General features: G+C 58.0%; 16 protein-coding genes. 5 read left to right on the top strand and 11 right to left on the bottom strand.

From position 1 onward, the window contains the following. Positions 1–150: 150 nt before the first annotated feature. Positions 151–573 carry a hypothetical protein gene (locus tag DXT96_RS08860; RefSeq protein WP_246670548.1) on the bottom strand — a complete coding sequence of 141 codons (423 nt, stop codon included), beginning with the start codon at positions 571–573 and terminating at the stop codon, positions 151–153. A 271-nt stretch (positions 574–844) separates the two neighbouring features. On the opposite strand from DXT96_RS08860, the gene DXT96_RS08855 reads away from it, so the two are divergent. After that, a complete protein-coding gene (locus tag DXT96_RS08855; protein WP_153514347.1) occupies positions 845–1,066 on the top strand; it encodes a hypothetical protein in 222 nt (73 codons plus the stop codon). A gap of 164 nt (positions 1,067–1,230) precedes the next feature. Here the strand turns inward: DXT96_RS08855 and DXT96_RS08850 are convergent, their stop codons facing one another. The 7 genes from DXT96_RS08850 to DXT96_RS08820 all read right to left on the bottom strand — a co-directional run bounded on the left by DXT96_RS08850 (position 1,231) and on the right by DXT96_RS08820 (position 7,725). Then, entirely contained in the window at positions 1,231–1,662 is a 432-nt protein-coding gene (locus DXT96_RS08850; protein ID WP_153514346.1) for a hypothetical protein, read from the bottom strand. A 56-nt stretch (positions 1,663–1,718) separates the two neighbouring features. Beyond that, entirely contained in the window at positions 1,719–2,738 is a 1,020-nt protein-coding gene (locus DXT96_RS08845) for a hypothetical protein (RefSeq protein WP_153514345.1), read from the bottom strand. Positions 2,739–2,879: 141 nt separating this feature from the next. After that, positions 2,880–3,497, bottom strand: coding sequence for a hypothetical protein (locus DXT96_RS08840; RefSeq protein WP_194287611.1), 618 nt, complete (start codon positions 3,495–3,497; stop codon positions 2,880–2,882). A gap of 80 nt (positions 3,498–3,577) precedes the next feature. Then, positions 3,578–4,090: a hypothetical protein gene (locus DXT96_RS08835; protein ID WP_194287610.1), complete on the bottom strand. Its 513-nt coding sequence runs from the start codon at positions 4,088–4,090 to the stop codon at positions 3,578–3,580. Further along, positions 4,087–5,757 (bottom strand): hypothetical protein, encoded by a 1,671-nt coding sequence (locus DXT96_RS08830; protein WP_153514343.1) that lies wholly within the window; start codon positions 5,755–5,757, stop codon positions 4,087–4,089. Before DXT96_RS08830 ends, DXT96_RS08835 begins: the two co-directional genes overlap by 4 nt. After that, positions 5,757–7,184 (bottom strand): hypothetical protein, encoded by a 1,428-nt coding sequence (locus DXT96_RS08825; RefSeq protein ID WP_153514342.1) that lies wholly within the window; start codon positions 7,182–7,184, stop codon positions 5,757–5,759. Before DXT96_RS08825 ends, DXT96_RS08830 begins: the two co-directional genes overlap by 1 nt. A gap of 46 nt (positions 7,185–7,230) precedes the next feature. After that, positions 7,231–7,725, bottom strand: a complete 495-nt coding sequence (locus tag DXT96_RS08820; protein ID WP_153514341.1) for a hypothetical protein — start codon at positions 7,723–7,725, stop codon at positions 7,231–7,233. A gap of 68 nt (positions 7,726–7,793) precedes the next feature. On the opposite strand from DXT96_RS08820, the gene DXT96_RS08815 reads away from it, so the two are divergent. The 4 genes from DXT96_RS08815 (at position 7,794) to DXT96_RS08800 (ending at position 10,017) form a co-directional block, all read left to right on the top strand. Then, entirely contained in the window at positions 7,794–8,069 is a 276-nt protein-coding gene (locus DXT96_RS08815; RefSeq protein WP_153514340.1) for a hypothetical protein, read from the top strand. 579 nt (positions 8,070–8,648) lie between these two features. Further along, the gene (locus tag DXT96_RS08810; RefSeq protein WP_153514339.1) at positions 8,649–8,942 is read left to right on the top strand and encodes a hypothetical protein; all 294 of its coding nucleotides are present in this window, start codon (positions 8,649–8,651) and stop codon (positions 8,940–8,942) included. A gap of 152 nt (positions 8,943–9,094) precedes the next feature. Further along, positions 9,095–9,727, top strand: coding sequence for a recombinase family protein (locus DXT96_RS08805; RefSeq protein WP_153514338.1), 633 nt, complete (start codon positions 9,095–9,097; stop codon positions 9,725–9,727). Then, entirely contained in the window at positions 9,724–10,017 is a 294-nt protein-coding gene (locus DXT96_RS08800) for a helix-turn-helix domain-containing protein (protein ID WP_153514337.1), read from the top strand. Before DXT96_RS08805 ends, DXT96_RS08800 begins: the two co-directional genes overlap by 4 nt. 306 nt (positions 10,018–10,323) lie before the next feature. Here DXT96_RS08800 and DXT96_RS08795 read toward each other — a convergent pair whose 3' ends face one another. From DXT96_RS08795 to DXT96_RS08780, 3 genes are all read right to left on the bottom strand, one after another. Next, entirely contained in the window at positions 10,324–10,626 is a 303-nt protein-coding gene (locus DXT96_RS08795) for a hypothetical protein (protein ID WP_153514336.1), read from the bottom strand. A 10-nt stretch (positions 10,627–10,636) separates the two neighbouring features. Beyond that, the gene (locus DXT96_RS26925; protein WP_194287609.1) at positions 10,637–11,158 is read right to left on the bottom strand and encodes a hypothetical protein; all 522 of its coding nucleotides are present in this window, start codon (positions 11,156–11,158) and stop codon (positions 10,637–10,639) included. Positions 11,159–11,414: 256 nt separating this feature from the next. Continuing rightward, positions 11,415–13,712: an AAA family ATPase gene (locus tag DXT96_RS08780; RefSeq protein ID WP_194287608.1), complete on the bottom strand. Its 2,298-nt coding sequence runs from the start codon at positions 13,710–13,712 to the stop codon at positions 11,415–11,417. Between the last annotated feature and the right edge of the window lie 44 nt (positions 13,713–13,756).

Here is a 13,756-nt window from a genome sequence, read left to right as displayed (position 1 = left end):
GATAAAAATAGTCGAAGAGACAAATTTCATTTGTGCATGCTCCATACAAGAAGTGAAACGACTCGCTGGCTGCTTAAACTGGCACATCGGCGGCGTACTTGCCGGATTGGGACCTAGCGCTCGCTCCAGCGGAAACGATCCTAGTATAAATTACCACCCGCCAGGCCTCGACATTGCGCTACGATGGCCGCAGAGGCTGCCGTCGGCCGCTCGGTCGTAGTAGGAGTAGCAGTTCCCTGGGTAGCTTCTTGTTGGGTAGCCGCCTCCGCAATTGTTGTTGGCGCAGACAGCCACCGCCGTTCCGACCAGCGCAACGGCAACCAGCGCCGCCGCCGCGGCGTCTTGGTTCCTCACCATTTCCGGGCATTGATAGAATTGCACGCCTCGCCGGCTGAGTTCCTTCGCGAGCTCCTGCTGGAATGCTGGATCTTGGCTCTGCAAGTACGTGCGGCAGAGCGTTGGTTTGTCGATCGACTTCGGGTTAGCATTGAACGCTTCGCGCGAGGTGGTGCACGCGCTCAAGGCGCACGAAATCAACAGGGCGCCGAGCACCCGTAAATAAACAATCGTCAAGAAATCCCCCAATATAGTCCCCGCTAATACAAAACACGCGGAGAGATTGGAGTCGAGTCTCCTCAACTACAATTTTCATTAGAAAGTATAAAATTACCTCCGATGAATAGACCAAAGATCCGCCCACCAGCCAAATACAACGAGCAGATGAGCGTCACGCCAAACAGCAAAGCGGGAGCGGTGCAAGGATATAAAAATATTTTGCGAGAAGAAGTTGATAACCGTCCTTCGGGCGACCAATTGTTCTAGGTCGACAACGAAGGAGAATAGCATGGCAATCACATTAAAAGAGAAAGATCATAACAAGCTTGATGCATTTCTGGGCGAAGTCTTGGATTTGTATAAAAACGACGAGATCAGCAAGCTTGAAGCGATAGGCGCAATTGCCCACGTCTTCACCGCCGCAGCGAAAGATAATGCAACCGAAGTCAATTCTTGGTTACACGATCCTGATGTGATCAAGCGGTGGAAGTCCGACATTCAAGGTAACTAAACCGCGCTTGGCGCTTGAGTACACCTTGGAAACCACCTCAGTATCGACCGACATTTTAGTTTCGTTACTAGATGTCAGTCATGGCAGGTTTGCGAACCGCCGGCATGGGCGAAAGGCCTGCCGTTGCCGGCAGGCGGCTGGCGCGGGAAGCGATAGAGGGAGGATTAAGGCCAGGTGATATCGGCTGCGGCTTGCACGTCTTCGACCGTCATGGCCGCAGCCACGGCGGCCTTGCCCCCGAGCCGAAGCGCCTCGATCGCCGCGCCGACGACGCGCCATTGCTGATAGGCGCCGTTAATGACAGTTGCCACTTCCAGCAGCGTGGGCGCGGTTATGCCGATCTCGGCGACGAGCAACGGATAATCTGCAGGATCCGGATCGGTCGCTGCGAGCGCTGCATCGGCCTCTGCCGCTTTCTGCTGGTAGGTCATGGCCTGCCCGCTGCCGCCCGTGATGTAGCGCAAGCGGGCCGCTTCTACGTCGGCGTCGATCTGCTGCGTTGCCGACGCCTTCGCAGCGTTTATTTCTGGAACGGGATTGAAAAAGGTCAGTAGCTCGGCGTTATCGTCCGAAACAAACTCTTCAGCATAGCCCACCTAGGGCATTGCGTAAGCACCAGTTATTTCTCCGTCTTTCCTTTCAATATAAGGCATCAGATTTTCCCCCGCCCATCGGTATAACCTTCGGTCGTAATGTACAGCTCGCAGCCGGACGCGCTTTCGCCCCGGCTCCGTATCTGGCCGCCGCTATTGGTCCGAACGGTAAGCGCGTTCGCTACCTGCCCGTTCGGGATGCCAGACATGAGGCCACCGGCATTCGCATTGTTGCTAACAGCTTCATCATTCTGAGCAAGGCTGCTTATGACCGATCGGAAGTTCACGTTGACACCGACTGCCAGCACGCGGATCCTGACATCCACGGGGAAGCCGACGGGCACGGTCAAAGTTCTCGTCTTGGCTACCGTTCCAGGCGACGTGTCAGTCACATCGTTGACCGACGCCTTCCACAGAACATCGTCCCCATTCTGGTCAAAAGCCTTGATAGTCCCGGCTACGCGGACGATCGAGAACACGCGACGGTATCGTGTAAAGCCCGCCGGATAATTCGGCTGCGTGGTCGGGTCCGGGGACTTCGAAAAGCCCCGTGAAATCGTGTTCCCATCGCTGATAACAAAGCAATGCCAAGTGCCGTCGGAGATAGCCGCGTCAAAACGTCCGCCGTTTCCAGCGCCGTAAGCGACGTCCAACTGTGCAGTTCCTGCCGCGTGCTGCATTATACCGGCAACAGCGCTTTCCGATGCGCATACGCCCGCTGCGAAATCAATGTCGTTCGTCGCGTCGGCCACATTGTTGGAAAGCGTCAGGCCCTTTAGATAGCCCTTACCCATTATATCGAGCAGTGCCTGCAAGCCCGCTACCGTTGAAATGGCCTGCTGCCCGGTATGATTGTCCCGATCGAACGCGTCGTCCTCAATCCCTTGCGGATCGTAAACTTGCGTGTTCATCATGTTGTCAATTTCGGCGGACGAAACCAGCGGAAACCCGCCAGCCGTCGCGCCGTCATGGACGACCGCAGTTTTCTTATCAGTGTCGACGGTGATTTCAGCCAGCGCGCCAGTGAACGCCGCATGTTGTGCGGTAGTACCGCGGCGGAAACGAATTTCTGTAGTCATTAGAGCGTGCCCCAATTCTGGTTAAAATACGTGGTCGCGGTGGCGACACTCCCGAAATCGTAAGACTGGCCATCCGTGAAACCCGAGAAACCGGCCACTGCTTCAGCGACGAGTTCAGCCGCCGCCACCTGGGACGAGCCCCTAAACGCTGAATTTACGCTTCGGCGCATCCGGAAAATAGGATGTCGCCGGCTTGTAACCGAGATAGTCGCCCAACGTTGTTTGAGTAAATTTTGGGCGAGACAAGCCAGCGTTCGTCAAAAGTCCGCCACCCATCCCCAGGACATCGCCGAACAGCTTCAGACCGTTACCCTTCTGGTTCGCCGCGTCCAGTTCGTAAGCCATCACGTTCGAAGAGCCGCGTTTGAAACCGCCGATCTGGCCGATCTGGCCTGCGTCGCGCGCCTGCAGGCGACTGTTCTCGCCAAGAACGTCGCCGAAGGCCCGGAGCTTGCCGAGCGCCGTACCTGTCTTGTCCGTGAAGTCGCGAGCCTTGGCGCGCTGCTTCTGCTCTTCGGCAACAACGACGTTGCTCGCCGACGTCGGCAGGGCGGCTTCCGCACTCGGTTCGGCTACCTGTTGACCGGTAAAATAGTCGGCCAGCTTTGTGGCGGCCTTCTCTTCCTGCCCGGAAAAGTCCTGATACCGATCCTGCGACTGCGTGTTCAGCGCCTGCGCCTCCTGATCGAGGCCGTTCTGTCGGATACGCTCGGCCGCCATTGCGTCATCACGGGCACGGGCGACTTTGCTCGCGGCCATGCTGTTGGCGACAGTGGATCCGGCTGTGAGGGCGACGCCGGCAATGGTCAAAGGGTCACAAATGGTACACCTCCCGTCAATCAATTGAGCTTTTTGGGGTTGAGCACTGCCGACTTACCGTCGGCGATCCGGGCTTCGCGAATTCGGCGACCAATGCAAAACCCTTCGAACGCGTACCGTCCAGCCCGAACAAAAAGAACTTCCTCGCTGTCAGCGCGCAGTTTTAACTCATCGCGCTTGAGTATCAGAGCGGCAGCCCCCAAGCACCAATGTAGCCACTCGCCGTTCAGGTCTTTGTGGGCGGCCGAAACGGCTTCACGCAGCTCTCCAATCAGCTGTGTCGCTTCGTCTGTGACGCCGGGAGCAAGAGAAACCCCATGCAAGCCCATGATCTCCAGCCCTTCAAGAGCCCGCGCAAACGCGTCGCCGGCGTCGGCGCCGTCCTGCAAGGCAGTTTGCAGAAGCTGAAGCAGGCCGTCACCAAAATCCCGCGGCTCAAGATCGGCCCAGGGGAATTCGGTCATGACAACATTTCTGCGTTCAAGACCGCTGGCGGCGTCGCGCTTCGCGCCATTTTTTGGAGTGTCCGTCACTTCGCCCTCATGATTGCGTTCACGATATCGTCTTCATTGCCGTTCTGTCCGCCCTGCCGCGCTTGCTGAACAGTCCGGAGCCATGCCTGGCGCCCTGCGACCTGACCGGCCCTCATTGCGTCGGTATATTGCTGCGAAGCGCGAGGGCCACCTTTCACCAGAGCTTCCGCGAGCGCAGCGCCGTTTCGGGTGGTTTGCGCAGACATCGCTTTAAAGGCAGTTCCGACAACTGGAACAGTGATACCACCGATAAAGGCGCCCGCCGGTCCGCCGAGTGCGCCGCCAACCGAACTGCCCGCATGTGCACCGGCTGACGCGCCGAGCCAGTTGCGGGCCTGGTCGACAGGAACACCGAATGTGCCCAGGAAACGGGCGGCGTTAGCCTTGAAGCCCCCGAGGACAACGTCCTCCATCGCTGCCCGCTCTGCATCGCTGAACTGGCGAGCGATCTTCGGATTTTGCAACATGGTGCGAAAACGATTTCGCAACCCAGCTTCGAAACCGCCTGCGTCGAGCCGCGCCTTTTCGATCGCTGTCTCGACAATCTGCGCCTTCGAACCGGTGCGCCACGCTTCCCGCGCCTGACGCAATCCATCCAAGGTTTCGCCCGCATTCTGTCCGCCAGCCGTGGCGATGCTGTTTTCCAAGCCGCCGAGCGCTTCGTCCAAGGTGTCCGTAAGCCGGCGGGATAACGCACCAGCTGAAGGATTGGTCGGACTGGCGCCGGCGTTTTGGAGAGACCGTCGCAGGATCTCCAAATCTTGCAAGCTTGCGCCATTCTTGGCTGACGCCTTTAGGTGGCGTGCGAGGATCGTATTGAAAGCGCCATGCTGCTCGGGAACCATCCCGAAGTCGTCAGCAACGGTCTTGAGCTGATCGATAACTGCGCGATAAGCGTTTTTGTCGATTGTCGCGTTTTGCATCGCTGGCTTCAGATCGTCGAAACCCGCAGCGGCTTTGATCTCTGCAGACGTGGGAAGGCGCTGACCGGCCGGAGCACCGATTTTAGATCCGGCAGCGCCACCGACCAAGGCGCCGCCAACACGCGCGATCGGTTCGGCCCAGGTGTCCTGCGTCAACTGTCCCGCTGTCTCGCTGGCGACAGCCGGGGCGATCAAATTGCCCGCGAGCGTGCCGGCAGATCGAAGCCCGCCGAATGCTGCAGCCGACGGGGCAAATTCGCCAATTGTCCGGGCATATTCTCCGGCGGTGGTCTTTGGCTGATAATCGGTAGCGCCGTCAGTTATCGAGGCCGCACCCTCCTTCAAGACTTCACCGCTCAAGGGGCTGCGGCCGCCGAACGGCATAACCTTACGCGTGTCTTCACTAGGACCGGCAAAGATGCGCTCAACAAAACCGCCGTCGGTTGACGGAGGTTCGCCGGTTGCGAGCTCATATCCCTTGCGCATTGCCCATTCGCCGCCGGACTGCATTGCGTCGCCGATTGTGCCCGGCAGGCCAACCAGATCAAGCGCGCCTCGCGCCGCGCCGGCGGCACCGGATTTTACTGCGTCCCATGCCGTCGAAGCTGCACCGTCGGAGGGCCCCGGATCCTGCGACATAGAATGTGCGATCTCATCAACAGCAGCATTTTGCTCATCTGGTGAGAGCTCTAGAAACCGGTCTTCCACCGTGATGCGGCGGCCGTTGATGTTGATAGTTGCCATCAGGGTTCAATGCTCCAGCTGATGCCGCCGGCGGTGCGCTTGGCCCCGAACGGTGCGGCTCCCTGCTGACCAGAGGTCACGCCAGAGAGCCCGCGTCCTGCCTGGTCGTCGCCCGCGCGGCGGCGATATGCGTTGAACGTTTCGTATGGGTCGCCGAGTTCCCGGATCTGGCGTTCTGCGTCTTGCCAGGAGAGACCCCCTGCCTCATGCGGTTGCATAGCCTGTGATGCGATTTCGCCAGATTTCATACGGTGCGCCTGAAGAGCATCGAGGGTTTCGAGAACAATTCTGTTTCCGTCGGGGGTCCGACCTATACTCGGCAAGCTCGCCAAAAATTGCTTGGCGTCGAAATCCGAAGCTGCCCCGGATCCCGCCGGCCGCATCGCAGGAACCAACCTGGAAACGATAGCGTCATAAGCCTCGATCTCGCTCAACTGGTCTATGTCGACGCCGAGAGCCTTTGCGTATGGGCCAAGCGCTGCAGTCAATTGCGCGCCTTTGCCGGTGCTGATCTTGCTGCCGATGTCAGCGAGGGCTTTCAGATCCCCCGTGAACTGAGTAGCGGTGTGAGCCGCATCGATATAGTTGCTGAACCGAGTAGCCGCTGCCTTGTCGCTTTCCTCGACAAACTTCGAAGAATTTGAGCCGGTGTTGATGGTCGTTTGCGACGATCCTGCCTTCTTGAGCTCTTTTTCGTAGTCGAGCCTGTTGAGCGGCTGACGCCCTTGAGCGATTTCGCGTGCTGAATAGTCTTCGTAATTGCGGACATCGGTGGTGGGTTCGGTGTACGGCTGCTTCCCATACGCATCGTTTCGACGCACGATGGTAGGCGCGCCGTCTTGAATGATCGTTTCGACCGGAACGCTACCGACGACTGCTGCCCTTTGATCCGCTTCGGGGAGACCCTGCAGAATGAGGCCCTTCAACTGTTCTTCGGACATCGGCTTGTCAGCGCCCGCCAGCACGCTGCCGTCCGGCCGGTAGACGCGTTCTCCTTGCCCGATCTTTATGTTTCCGCCGAGCACCGCAGGAAGACCTGTCGCCGCCTGGTTCTGTTCGGGCATGTAGACAGTCTCGCCTTCCTTCACTGGAACAGGCGTCAGGAAATGACGTGACAGGGCTCCGGCTTCCTGGATACGCTGCTTTTCGAGGTCGGTTTTTGCGCCGAGATCAACCTTGTAGAAGGTATCGTTCGCGTTGCCGTTAATCGCGTAATTCATCCGATCCGCGTAATCGCGGGAGTAATTGGGATCGTCGATATACGTGAAGGACTTCGCTCGCCTCGCGGCGTCCTGGTTCTTGGCGTTGGCCGTCGCATAATTGACCAGGTCGGCGCTATCTGGCGGAGCGAACAGCGAAGCCAAATTGGAAAACGCTTGCCCGAGAGCCGGGTCGTTGAAATAGCGATTATTTTTAATACCGGCCATTTTAAGCACCCTCAAAAATAGGATCGAATGGAACGTGGAGCAGCGGCTATTGAACGATGCAGGAGGTGCGGTCTGTGTCCGCGGCTCTCCTGATCAGGATATGACGAACCAAGGGGTCTCCCCGTTGGGCAATTGCGCGGTTAAGCGCTATCGCGCGCAGCTCATTCAGAAACGCCGATATGTAGAGGCGACGATCGTAATGGAGTGGGGCGTCACATTCTGAAAGAACCCCGCTTAAAGCGGACATTCGAAGATGCACGTAGTCAGCAGGGCGCCACCGCTCCAACGCCGGCCCCAATGCTATTGCTGCATGCGGTATGATTTTTGTGAGTTCGTCACATGCTGCCGGAAAGACCCGCGGCAATTCCGCCGAGAGACTGGCAGCTGTCTGGATCTGATCAAGCGCGAAGATAGCCCGCGCGATCGGGTCGCTGTCGATGCACAGTTGCCGCAACTCGGCCAGCGCCTGAGCGAGGCATTGTTTTGCGGTGCCCGTATCGAACCCACTTGCGCCTGCTGGTGTGCCGGGTTCGTTTGTCATGCGGCCGCGCTCCGCATAATTTCCGACACGGTCTCGTTCCGTCTCGCGTCCGCCCGAGTTTCGATTTCTTGAAGCAGGCACATATTGTGACAAGCATTTCGGAGCCAGCGCACGTAAGCGCGAACATCAGTCAAGAAATGCCGGTGCCGCGCATCACGCTCTTCATCGGTTTCTGCCCACCAGCAGATGAGGCCAACCGTTGCGTAAAACGCTTTCGCCGCAAGCGTCTGTTCTGGCAGGGACGGGAACAAATTGAGTATTTTGCTATGGGCGATCGTAATCGATCGCAACAACTTGTCGCGCTGATCTCTGTCAATGCGGGCGGTGCGGCGGGAAGTCTCTGATTGGAGGCAGCACAACGCTTCGGATAAATTGAAGGCGGGATCCTCCCCGGCTGCGATCCGGGCGAAAAAATCCGAAAGCACACCCACCGCATGCTCGATCTCGGGCTCTCTGCGCGAGACTTCGAAACCGCGGGGCGGGAGACCGTCGTATTGATCGTCATGAGCGTTTTCCATGGTGCGAAAATACGCTCACGCCAACCGCGAAACTACTGGCCCAAAACATGCTCCCTTTCGCGGTTGGAGGCGCTCCGCTGTTCGAAAAGTTCCAGCGCGGCGCGATTTTGTGCGAGCGTCGTACGTCGCTTTGAAAATATTATTTGGACTATACCCGGAGGGTGGGTCCGGTATCGCAGCCGGGCATACACAGTTGATATAATAAATACAGCACTTTGCAGGGGTAAGAGGTAATCATGCAAGCAAAGCGTGTCTCAATGTATCAAGACGAAAAATACATTGACCTACAATAGTTGAATATACTAATCGGCCAAAAGGAAGTTCAGAAATATGAAAGAAATACACTTGACATATCGAACCATGTAAAAGAAGCTAGCAGCACAACCAGTTTCAAAGGGTGCTGCTATGAACAACGTCGTGAATTTCGCAGATTACGCCAATACTAAAAAGGAGCGCCGGGCCTTGGACATCATTGCCGCCGCTGACGTGGTCGCCTTCGAACCCCCGAGGCGAACAGACAGGGAGGCGGAGTTGGCTATGCTCTTGAGATTGAGCGCAGCGCTATTGCGAGCACAGGCACTGAATGACGCGGACGAGATTTATGAAGCGCGTGACGACTTGGAAGTAATGGTTCTCCATACGGAGTTCCCGGATATCCGGTGCCGGGCTCTTGAAGCTCTTAAAGCGGCGGTAGGGTGACGTTGTCGCGAGCGTTAGGGCGCATTTTTTGGGTGTACCTCAATCGAACCGCTTTCACAGCCTCAAGAACCGACAGGGCTCGATTATTCGAACCACTCAAAACAGACTACTGCTTTAGGAACTAGTCAAATCGAACCGTGGAGGTTTCAAACATGTTTGTCCGCGCTTATCTGCGTGCCAGCACCCAGGAACAGGATGCAGGCCGCGCAAAAACACAGCTGGAAAGCTTCGCCAAAGATAAGGGATTTTCGATCGCTGCGTTCTATGTCGAAAATGAAAGCGGCGCGTCGCTGAAGCGTCCGGAGCTTTTTCGGCTACTCTCGGACTGCAGCCCGAACGACGTGTTGCTGACCGAGCAGGTTGACCGGCTGTCGCGTTTGAATGAAGCGGATTGGGAGGCGCTCAAGAGCGAGATAGACGCGCGACAGGTGCGCGTCGTGGCGCTTGATCTTCCCACTTCACACATGATGTTGGCCGCCACCGAAGACCCGTTTACCGGCCGCATGTTCAAGGCCGTCAACGCGATGATGCTCGACATGCTGGCCGCAATCGCGCGCAAGGATTACGAAGACCGTCGCCGGCGGCAGGCGCAGGGTGTCGAGAAGGCGAAGAGCTCGGGGCGATATAAGGGGCGCCCAGAGGACACGGACCGCAACGCGGCACTTATACGCATGCTGAAATCTAAAATGAGCTGGAATGACATCGTCACCGCGACCGGATGCTCCAGATCTACGCTCTTCCGCCTTGCCCGGCGTATCAAAGAAGAGGCGCAGGCCACAGCATGACCCATCGTTTTCTCACGGAGCCGGAAGTGGCCGAAATACTGCGATGCTCTCGGCAGAAGGTGCAACGTTTGCGCCTTTCCGGGCGGCTGGCGTATCTCCCTGGCCGTCCGGTTCTCATCGCGCAGACGGACCTCGATGCGTTCATCGCGGAGAATTCGCGCCTCGCCAGCTCGACGGGAAAGCGCGAAAAGAAGTCAGACATAAACTTGAGCGCTGAAGACGCTCGCAAGTGGGCGATGCAGGCTGTCCTGCTGAAGCGAAAAGGAAAGCGCGCTCCTGTAAAACCCTAGCCACTGGCCGATCAGCAGCGTAGTCTGCGGTCCCGACCCAACCGACAAGGAAATACCGATGCCGCTACCTGCTGACTGCCAGGCGCATTATCTCGCCGTCGCTGCGGAGACCTTGTTGGATCAGTTGCGCTCGTCTGATCTGACGCCCGGCGCGGCAGACCGGAACATAGAGCTTGCGGAACTGATATGTGAGAGCGCGAGAATTCTAAGCGCTGAGTTGCGACCAGGTATCACCCCAAAGCCAGCTGAACACAGGTGTGCAGGTCAGCCCTGTGACAACGTCGTCTTCCTTCGGCGGGGATCTCGCTAGTCGAACACGTCAGGATCGTCGGCAGCTGCTGTTCCCGATTGGCGGGTGATACGAGCGATCTCGGCGTTCAGTTCTTCGCTCGTCATTTCATGTGGCTCTTTTGCGTTGTCTCGCTCCTGCTTGTCGAAGTAGCCAGCGACGCGGAACAACGTCGCGGAAGCTGTGGCGCGCGCCGGCGCAGGAGCTTTTACATCGCTGCATACTGCAAGGCTCGCTTCATAAGCGGCCCGTACGCCCTCTGTGCGGATCCGGGTAAGCAGATCTCTTTGTACATCGTCTGCGTTCGGCTGCTTGGCCATGGCGCTCTCCTTAATCAAATACATCGAAACGCGGCTTAGCGCGTCGCTCCAATTCGTCTATGAGCGTTTGAATTCTCTCCACCTCTTCACTGGCCGCCGACTGTGGCAGCTCGATCAAGGCTCGGGCTTCTTTCGCTTGTTTCCGCCGCTTGCGTACCTCTGCCCGACCCGTCGCGGAAACTGCCTTGTGCGCGGCTAGCCACCGATCGTAACGTGTTCGCTGCGCGGGCGTCATGTTCGCGAGCCTCTTGTCTCTCGCGCGCTGCGCTTTCTCCATATCCCGGAGCTTTCCTACCAGTTTCTTTTCGGCGTCTGCCGCGTCGCGGTTAGGCCACCGCGGCTTGTGCCAGGCATCGCCCTTCGGCGTCCGTCCGCCGTGGTAGCAGCATCGCCCGTTCGCCATGGCGATCTGCTGGCAGGGTTTCCCATCATGTTTCCGCTTTGCGCCGCACTGCTTACGGGTCGTCCGCAGGTTCCGGTGCCAGCGGAGGATAGCGGCGCGCGCCTGCTCGATATGTCCAGGGTATTTCATAGATAAAACCCCAACTTCAATTTCAACGCCCTTAAGGTATCGCTTAGACTGCGCAGCCATCCGCGGCGAAAATAACCTCTACGGTTCACCGGTGGTTCGGGGACCGGTGGGGTGGTGGGTATATATATACCCCCACCGCTCCACCGTTTTGGGCCGGAACGAAAACACCGCTCCCCACCGAACACCACCGATTTAGCTATCCTATTGAAAATACTGGGTTTCGTATTCCACCAGATTTGCACCGCTACCCACCGCATCAGTCATCTTCATTAATTGGCTCGAACCAGGCCTCAACCTTCTCTTTTTCGGACAGGTTGTCCCGCCGCACGCACCAAAGACCGGTTTTCGGCTTCGCAATGAGACGCTTTTTAAGCATGGTGCGAAGTCGTGACCGCAACGCTTCCTTGCTCAACGGAGCGTAGGTCGCTGCGTACGCATCGACGATCGCGCTTTCTTTGAAACCATTGGCCGAAGCCTCTTTGTCTTGAAGGCTGTTCAGGATCGCCAGAATTTCCAATTCGGCATCCGTCGGCTCGCCTGCCGGTTTCTCTGTATGTGATACAAGACGGACGACACACGATGTTATCGCGTCGCCGTCGTTGTCTCGGCCAAGCTCGACACGATCGAGAACGAAAGCGCGTCGGAAGTTGCCATCGAGGTCACGCTGTTTGGTGACGTTAATCTCGTTGTCCGCGATCTCGATCTCCGTGTCAGTAGCGGCACGCAGGAGGGAGTGGCCTCGCGCACCCCGCGCTCTTTCTTTCCCCGAGTGGTGGACGAGCATCACATGGGCCTTCGTCTGCAGCCGCAAATGATCGATGTGCTTTACGAGCGCTCCCATGTCCGTCGACGCATTCTCGTCGCCGCCGGCGAGCGCGCGAGACAGCGTGTCGATCACGATAAGGCCGACGCCCTCGCACGCGCGGACAGTTTCGATCAGCGGGACGAGATCCGCGTCGGCGCTGCGGAGATTGACGCCTGACAGATGGAATTGAAAACGTGGGTCGCCGGTGTATTGCCCTTGAAACCGCTGCTGCAAAGCCCTCGCACGGCGCCGGGCACCTTGCCCGCCCTCGGCGGCAACGTAAACGACGCCTCGTTGCGCCGTCTTTCGGTCAGCCCAAGACATACCCGTTGCGACATGAAATGCGAGATCCATGGCAACAAAGGTTTTGCCCACATTGCTTTCGCCATAGAGAACTGAAAGCGCTCCCTCGTCCAATAGGCCCTTGATGAGCGGTTTCGTCGAATGGTCGAGAGCGGAGCCGGCCGCATCGTTGAACGAAACGAGATCCAACAGCTTCGTCGGCTTGGGCTGTTTCGGCGGGCTCTCCATAATGTCGTCGGGGATTTCTTCGAAAAAATCGAGTGGATCCGGCTCGGTGCGGGTGTTCGCCCAGCAGCGTGCAAGCTCTCTTCGGAGCTCTTGATCGTCCCATTCCTCTATACGCGCCTTGTGGGGGCTCGTGGCGTGCTCCCAGACGAACAGCAGCGCGCCGAATTCATCAATCGAGAAAGATGCTGTCTTCAATCGAAGCGCGAGATTGAAGCGTGCAGCAGATGCCGACTTGTCTGCGCCGTTGGCCTGGCCGGATGCCCATAACCTCGCCAGCGCTGGCCGCTCGGCACATGCTAGCTCGAATTTCTGTCGAAGGTCGTGTGGCAATTCGTCAAAGCCGACGGCGGCCGAAACCTTGTGGATGTCGATCGCCTGCTTCAGCTGCTCAATTTCCGGATTTCGATCGACAGCGTCGGCTTTTGACGCAGGAGGGTATTGGTTGCCTACCTCTTGAAAAGCGTACCGCGCGCCGCACCACATTACGGATGCCCGGCGTGTTTGCTGACCGCGAGCCACCTTCTCAGCGGTGGGGATATTCGTTGTTCCTGGTAGGCGCATGATGCGATCGACGTTTTCGACGCTGTCTCCACCGAAGCGGTGAACGAGGCCGCGGCCTTGCGCCTCTGCTGCCGCCTGGTGCGTTTTGGCATCGAGTTTTTCAGATAGGATCCAGAACGCCTGGATACCGCCACCGCTATCCAGGACGGCTGTGGGTGGGCACGCCTCGGCTCGCAGCTGACGCACGATCCCGCGAAGGCGAGAGCGCTCGTTTTCGAAGTGCGTCGCGAGATCCGCGCCTGACGGAGGTTTCTCAATATCGATGTCGATGCACAACGCGCGAACAGCCGATATATCGGATTTGGAGAGCTTCTTGTTGGGCGCTATAGCTGCCGGTTCGTTCACACTGAAATACAGGTTCAGTCGGCCCTCGCGCTGGTCGATCCAACCCGCCATCGCGGTCCAGTCATTGGGTGCAAAGGTCCGTGCTTCCGGCGGTGCCTCTCGCTTCGGGTCCAATGCGGTGAGATTGTGCCAGCCATCAGGATCGAGAGATTTCAGAAACTCGATTGCATTATGAGAAGGCTTTTCAGCCGGCGCCTCATTGGGGCGCGCGGAAACCTGGGTTGTTCGCCGCTCGATGTCCGCCGCACGCAACTGGGCAAAGCTCCGGGCGGGTTGCCTGAAAGGACCGCGATTGATATCATGATCAAGCATTGAGAAAATCTCCAGCCGGCTGCACTGTGACGAGTGCGCCGGCT

This window comes from Agrobacterium sp. ICMP 6402 (assembly GCF_009498615.1).
Taxonomy (GTDB): Bacteria; Pseudomonadota; Alphaproteobacteria; order Rhizobiales; family Rhizobiaceae; genus Agrobacterium; species Agrobacterium burrii.
This window is presented reverse-complemented; position numbering and strand designations above follow the sequence as displayed.

Bases quoted from the DNA above. Each gene is read 5' to 3' on its own strand.
- DXT96_RS26925 (WP_194287609.1), bottom strand. From the start codon at position 11,158: ATGAAATACCCTGGACATATCGAGCAGGCGCGCGCCGCTATCCTCCGC.
- DXT96_RS08800 (WP_153514337.1), top strand. From the start codon at position 9,724: ATGACCCATCGTTTTCTCACGGAGCCGGAAGTGGCCGAAATACTGCGA.
- DXT96_RS08795 (WP_153514336.1), bottom strand. From the start codon at position 10,626: ATGGCCAAGCAGCCGAACGCAGACGATGTACAAAGAGATCTGCTTACC.
- DXT96_RS08830 (WP_153514343.1), bottom strand. From the start codon at position 5,757: ATGGCAACTATCAACATCAACGGCCGCCGCATCACGGTGGAAGACCGG.
- DXT96_RS08825 (WP_153514342.1), bottom strand. From the start codon at position 7,184: ATGGCCGGTATTAAAAATAATCGCTATTTCAACGACCCGGCTCTCGGG.
- DXT96_RS08810 (WP_153514339.1), top strand. From the start codon at position 8,649: ATGAACAACGTCGTGAATTTCGCAGATTACGCCAATACTAAAAAGGAG.
- DXT96_RS08780 (WP_194287608.1), bottom strand. From the start codon at position 13,712: ATGCTTGATCATGATATCAATCGCGGTCCTTTCAGGCAACCCGCCCGG.
- DXT96_RS08845 (WP_153514345.1), bottom strand. From the start codon at position 2,738: ATGACTACAGAAATTCGTTTCCGCCGCGGTACTACCGCACAACATGCG.
- DXT96_RS08855 (WP_153514347.1), top strand. From the start codon at position 845: ATGGCAATCACATTAAAAGAGAAAGATCATAACAAGCTTGATGCATTT.
- DXT96_RS08840 (WP_194287611.1), bottom strand. From the start codon at position 3,497: ATGGCCGCGAGCAAAGTCGCCCGTGCCCGTGATGACGCAATGGCGGCC.
- DXT96_RS08820 (WP_153514341.1), bottom strand. From the start codon at position 7,725: ATGACAAACGAACCCGGCACACCAGCAGGCGCAAGTGGGTTCGATACG.
- DXT96_RS08805 (WP_153514338.1), top strand. From the start codon at position 9,095: ATGTTTGTCCGCGCTTATCTGCGTGCCAGCACCCAGGAACAGGATGCA.